This is a genomic window from Pseudoxanthomonas sp. Root65, assembly GCF_001427635.1.
In the GTDB taxonomy this organism is placed as follows: domain Bacteria; phylum Pseudomonadota; class Gammaproteobacteria; order Xanthomonadales; family Xanthomonadaceae; genus Pseudoxanthomonas_A.
Window position 1 is genome coordinate 1 of the sequence record NZ_LMHA01000006.1, and the last position, 5,267, is coordinate 5,267.

Genomic DNA, 5,267 nt, shown 5'->3' on the forward strand with positions numbered 1-5,267 from the left:
CGTCCGGCGCTGATCGCACGCTTGACCGTGCGGTACGGATTTTGCAGCGTACCGGTGCCGCTGCTGTCGTTGCCGGACGTCGAGACGTACAGCTCGGCCGCGAGGGCCGGGGACGCCAGCACCGTGCCAGTAGCGAGCAGCAGCGCGGCGGCGAAACGAGGGGCGCGCGCAGGAAGTGGCATGGACATCGGTGGCGGATTTCCTGAGGTTCCCAGTCCTGGCGTTTACCATCACAGCAGATGAGCTGGCCCGGAAAGCCCCGGGGGCGCACATCGCGCCAGTCACCGCTGTTGTCGACAACGCATTGGCCGTGGCGGCTTCCAGGGGATGCCCCACGCTACACGTCTCACTTTGGAAAAACGCGGACGCATGCGGATTCCGGCCACCGAAGTCCTGTTCCGGCGACGAACCGCGTTATGTAAGGTGGGACAGGACAGGACGACCCGCAGCGCATGCCTTATCCGCGCGCCAGGTCAAGAAGGGGATGGAACTTGAAAAGAGGCTTGATCGCCAAACTGCTGTCGGTGACGGGATTCGGGCGGGTGCTGGCCGCACTTCCACGCCGCGGGGTACTGGTGTTCAACTACCATCGCGTCGGCGACGACGCGTCGTCGCAGCCGTACGACCGCGCCCTGTGGAGCGCCAGTGTCGACGGGTTCGATGCGCAGGTCAGTCATCTGGCCCGCGGCTTCGACGTCATCTCGCCGAAGGACCTGGACCATGCCCTCGGCGATCGCAGGGGGCGCTACGCGCTGATCACGTTCGACGATGGCTACCTCGACAACTACGAGCTGGCCTTTCCCATCCTACGGCGGCACAACGTCCCCGCCGCGTTCTTCATCGCCACGGGATTCATCGACAAGCCTACGCTGCCGTGGTGGGACGAGATCTGCTGGTTGCTGCGCACGTCGCCGCACGCCCGCCTCTCCCTGGCGCCGTGGATCAGCCAGCCGCTGCTGCTTAAGCCCACCTGCGACACCGCCATCGCGCTGGTGCTTGCCCGCTACAAATCGCTCCCTTCCAGCGAAGCCGCCGCCATGCTGCACGCGCTTCGCGACGCGGCCGGCGTGACGCATCCCGAGGACGTCTCCGGCCACTGGATGAACTGGGACATGATCCGCGAGATGGCGCGTGGCGGCATGACCATCGGCGGACACACGGTCAACCATCCGGTGCTGTCGCGGATGCCGAAGGAGCAGCAGTACCAGGAGATCTCCGGTTGCGCCGCACGTCTCAAGGCGGAAGTGGGCTGCGACATGGAGTATTTCGCCTACCCCGTCGGCAACCGCAACTCGTTCAACGACGACACCCGCGAGTGCCTGGACGCGATGAACGTGCGCCATGCGTTCTCCTACTACGGCGGCTACGCCACGCAGGCATCGCCACGCTTCGACATTCCGCGCGTGGCGATGGAAAGGCACATCATGAAACACGAATTCGAGGCCATGGCGTCGCTGCCGCAGGTCTGTGCGCGCCCCTACAACTGAGTTCCGCTCCACTTTCACATGAACGACGGTGCCGATTTTCTGACCCTGTACAAGGAACTCGGCGTCGGCCCGGAATGCGACCCCGACAGCTTCAAGCGGGCCTACCGCAGGCGCGTGTCCGGGTTGCACCCGGATCGCGTGGGCCGACACGCCGGCGGCGAGGACACGCTGAAGACGCTCAACTACGCCTATTCCGCTGCGCTGGAGTTCCATCGCACGCATGGACGATTCCCTGGCGCAACCGTAAAGGCGCCGGCAGCGACCGCAGGCATACGTACCGACATCGTGCATGGCGGCGACGACGCCATCTGGGATGAGCCTGCCCGCACCCCTTCGCGATGGCGGAGACTCGCCTGGCTGGCACTCGCCATCGCCCTGGCGGCGCTGCTGTTGTCCCCAGACGACGACGGCCATGATGGCCAATATCCCGATGCACCCGAGGCCGGTGCATCGGCGGCAACCGCGGGATCGCGGGTGGCCGACGACAAACCCGTACTGAAGCTTGGCATGTCGCCGAACGAGGTGATCGCGGTGATCGGGCCGCCTTTCAGCAGCGACCACACCGGACAGCAATGGCTGTACGGCGCGTCGTGGGTGCGGGTCGCTTGCGGTCAGTTGGTGGACTGGTACAGCTCACCGCTGCAGCCACTGAAAGTCGCCCACGAACGGCCAGGACCTGGCGACACCGTCGACGATTTCCACCCCCGCCGGCATTGCCCCGACAACTCCTGACGCCATTGCAAGACCATGGCGCGGCGGAATGCATGCAATCCTCACCGCGCCATGCGATCGCTCAGGCGGGCTCTTCGTCGGCGGGAATCGGCTTCCCTTCGGCCTCGGCCTGCAGCACGCTGCGGCGGATCTTGCCGGTGCCGGTCTTCGGCAGCGCATCGCGGAACTCGACGGTGCGCGGGATCATGAATTCCTCCAGGTGAGCACGGCAGTGCGCCATCACGGCGCGGGCATCCAGATCGTCTCGATCCGTCACCACGATCGCCTTCAACGCATGACCCATCACCGGATCCGGCACACCGACCAGCGCCGCCTCGCGGATGCCGGCCAGCGCATACAGCACGTTCTCCACTTCCTTCGGGCTGACCTTCTCGCCCCGGGACTTCAGGATGTCGTCCTTGCGACCGACGAAGTATAGGAAGCCCTCGTCGTCCATGCGGAACAGATCGCCCGTATGCAGCACCTTCTCCCACGGATAACGCCCGGTCTTCAGTGTCTTCGCGGTCGCTTCCTCGTTGCGCCAGTAACCCTGCATCACGTGGCCACCACGGACGACCAGTTCGCCGACCACATTCGGCGCCACCGGCTTGCCCTCGTCGTCGGCCACCCACACTTCCGTGCCCGGGATGGCGATGCCGACACTGTCGGGTCGCTTGCTCAACTGTTCCGGGGGCAGGTACGTGCAGCGCTTTGACTCTGTCATGCCGTACATCGAGTAGATGCGGGCATTCGGGAAGATTTCCTGCAACTTCAGGATGTGCGCCGGCGGCAAGGCGGCCGCGGTGTTGGTCAGGTAACGCACGCCGCGCGCCCATTCCGGATTGAAATTGCCGATCTGCACGATCAATGCCGCCATCGTCGGCACCAGCGGGAAGCCGGTGATGTTCTCCGAGGCCAGCAACGGCAGGATCTTCTGCGGGAAGGCGAACGACTTCTCCAGCACCAGCGTGGCGCCCATCTTCACGCACATCAGCAACTGGTACAGGCCGTAGTCGAACGACAGCGGCAGCACGCTGAGCACCACGTCATCGCGGCGCGACTGCAGGTAGGTGGTGATCGAGGTTGCGGCGTGCTCGATGTTCTTGTGCGTCATCATGACGCCCTTCGGATTGCCGGTGGAACCCGAGGTGTAGACCAGCATCGCCAGGTCGATATCGACGCCCGCTTGACGCTTGGCCGCCGCACCCGGCATGGCGAGATCGACGAAGGTCGCATAGGTCTCGGCGCCTGCGGGCAAGGCCGTGGCCGTGTCGTCCACGACCACCACCCGACGGATACTCGGGGCCTGCGCCGCGGCGGCCAGCGCCACGGCGGCCAGGCTGGCCTGCGTGAACAGCACCGACGCTTCGCAGTTGTTCAGGACGAACGCGAGCTTGTCGGTCTTGGTGGTCGGATTGACCACGCTGAAGATGCCGCCGGCGCGCAGCGTGCCGAAGATGCCGACGGCAGTCTCGACACGATTCTCGAGGAACAGCACGCAACGCTCGCCGTTGGCGAAGGCGACGCGTTCGACCAGCGCATCCGCGAACCGGTCGGCTGCCGCGTCCAGCGTGGCGTACGAGGTGCGTACGCCCGCCTGGATGATCGCGGCCTTGGAGGGATCATGGGCCGCTGCGGCCGCCAGGTGCTGCTCGTACCTCAGCATGCGTGCCCCGCTTCCTGCTGCTTGCGCTCCACGTAGGCCATGATGCCCGCGATGCTGCCCAGGTTCTCCGGCAACACATCCTCGTCGTCCACCGTCACTTCAAACGTTTCCTCGATCCAGGTCACGATCGTCAGGACGCCGATGGAATCGACGACGCCGGCATCCAGCAGGTTCTGGTGGGTGGCGAGTTCTTCCCCGGCATCGACCGGAAAGGTCGTGCTGATGAATTCCCGTACGCGGTGTTCCATCGATTCCATGCAGGCGATCCAATTCTTGTGCAGTGTGGACAGGCGCGGCGGCACAGGCGAACGTCCCTGCAGCCATCGCGTCGCGATTGGTACCCGGCCGGCGACGCAAGCATCCCCGTCAACGCGGATGGCCAGCGCATCGCGGTGCGCGTTCCACCATCCGCACGTCAGGCGGCCAAGGCACCGGAGCCAGGCTCCGATGCAGAGGAGAACGCACAAGCCGTGCCGGAACGGCCAGTTCAGGCAGTGCGCGCCACGCGGACCGAAAACGAAAACGGGGCCCGGCGAATGCCGGACCCCGTGCTTGCGAACCTGCAACCTGGTCGAGCGGACTCAGCGCAACCGGTCGATCCACGAGAGCAGCCAGTACCACGCCTTGAGCGCGGGCGCCGTGTAGGTTCTCGACACCGGCTTGGCGGCCGGCCTGACCGCAGGCGTCGCGGCGGCGGGGGTTGACGGCGTGGACGCCGTCGGCGTAACCGGCGCCGCGGTGGTGGCCGGCAGGCTGCCCGCCGTTACCGCACCGGACGCTGCGCTGCTTCCACGCACCGGAACGAGGGGTTGCACCCCGTTGACGCGGATCGGCGCCGTGCTCTGCTGGCCGTACTCGTCGGCCCCCAGGTCGAACGGGGCGGCGCGGGTCTGGCGATCGATATCGTCGGTCACCTGCGCCAGCGTGGTACCGGCATCGATCGCCGGACTGCCCGCCGGGAGTCGCCCGTTGGCGTCCACCGAGAACGCCGCCTGCTTGCTGTTGGCGTCCGCGCCGGTGCCGCTGCGCCACTGGGCCAGGGTTCCCGCGGTGACCGTACTGCCGGGCCGGCCGTCGCGGAACACGCAGCCGTTGCCGAAGCCGTTCCAGTTGCTGTTCGGCGATCCGGACAGGCCCGACAGGCCGCCCAGTTCGGACGAGTAGCGGATTTCGACGCAGCGGTTGTTATTCTGGATGACCAGGTTGTTGCGGAGGGTCGGGTTGATGTTGGCCGGCCGGCCCGCATTGGGGTCCCAGTCCTGGAACGTCACGCCGAAGTAGATCGCCGAGTGGCCCAGGCGTCCGGCATTGATGATGGTGTTGTTGGCCACCACCGCGTCCTTGGACGCATACATGCCGATGCCCGAATACCCCGTGTTGCGCACCACGTTGTTGCGCACGAT

General features: G+C 66.1%; 5 protein-coding genes and 1 pseudogene. 2 read left to right on the top strand and 4 right to left on the bottom strand.

Annotated features, from left to right (window positions below; genetic code table 11):
• On the bottom strand, positions 1-188 hold a 188-nt coding region (locus tag ASD77_RS17590; RefSeq protein ID WP_156383737.1), incomplete at its 3' end, for a hypothetical protein.
• 315 nt (positions 189-503) lie between these two features.
• Between ASD77_RS17590 and ASD77_RS17595 the strand changes: the two genes are divergently transcribed.
• Entirely contained in the window at positions 504-1,487 is a 984-nt protein-coding gene (locus tag ASD77_RS17595; protein WP_055945234.1) for a polysaccharide deacetylase family protein, read from the top strand.
• Between the two features lie 18 nt (positions 1,488-1,505).
• Entirely contained in the window at positions 1,506-2,219 is a 714-nt protein-coding gene (locus ASD77_RS17600; protein WP_055945237.1) for a DnaJ domain-containing protein, read from the top strand.
• A 61-nt stretch (positions 2,220-2,280) separates the two neighbouring features.
• Here the strand turns inward: ASD77_RS17600 and ASD77_RS17605 are convergent, their stop codons facing one another.
• From ASD77_RS17605 to ASD77_RS17615, 3 genes and pseudogenes are all read right to left on the bottom strand, one after another.
• Positions 2,281-3,864 carry an AMP-binding protein gene (locus ASD77_RS17605; protein ID WP_200947430.1) on the bottom strand — a complete coding sequence of 528 codons (1,584 nt, stop codon included), beginning with the start codon at positions 3,862-3,864 and terminating at the stop codon, positions 2,281-2,283.
• The gene (locus ASD77_RS18580; protein ID WP_055945240.1) at positions 3,858-4,166 is read right to left on the bottom strand and encodes an acyl carrier protein; all 309 of its coding nucleotides are present in this window, start codon (positions 4,164-4,166) and stop codon (positions 3,858-3,860) included. Before ASD77_RS18580 ends, ASD77_RS17605 begins: the two co-directional genes overlap by 7 nt.
• 279 nt (positions 4,167-4,445) lie before the next feature.
• Positions 4,446-5,267: pseudogene (locus tag ASD77_RS17615) on the bottom strand (hypothetical protein); the annotation flags it as partial.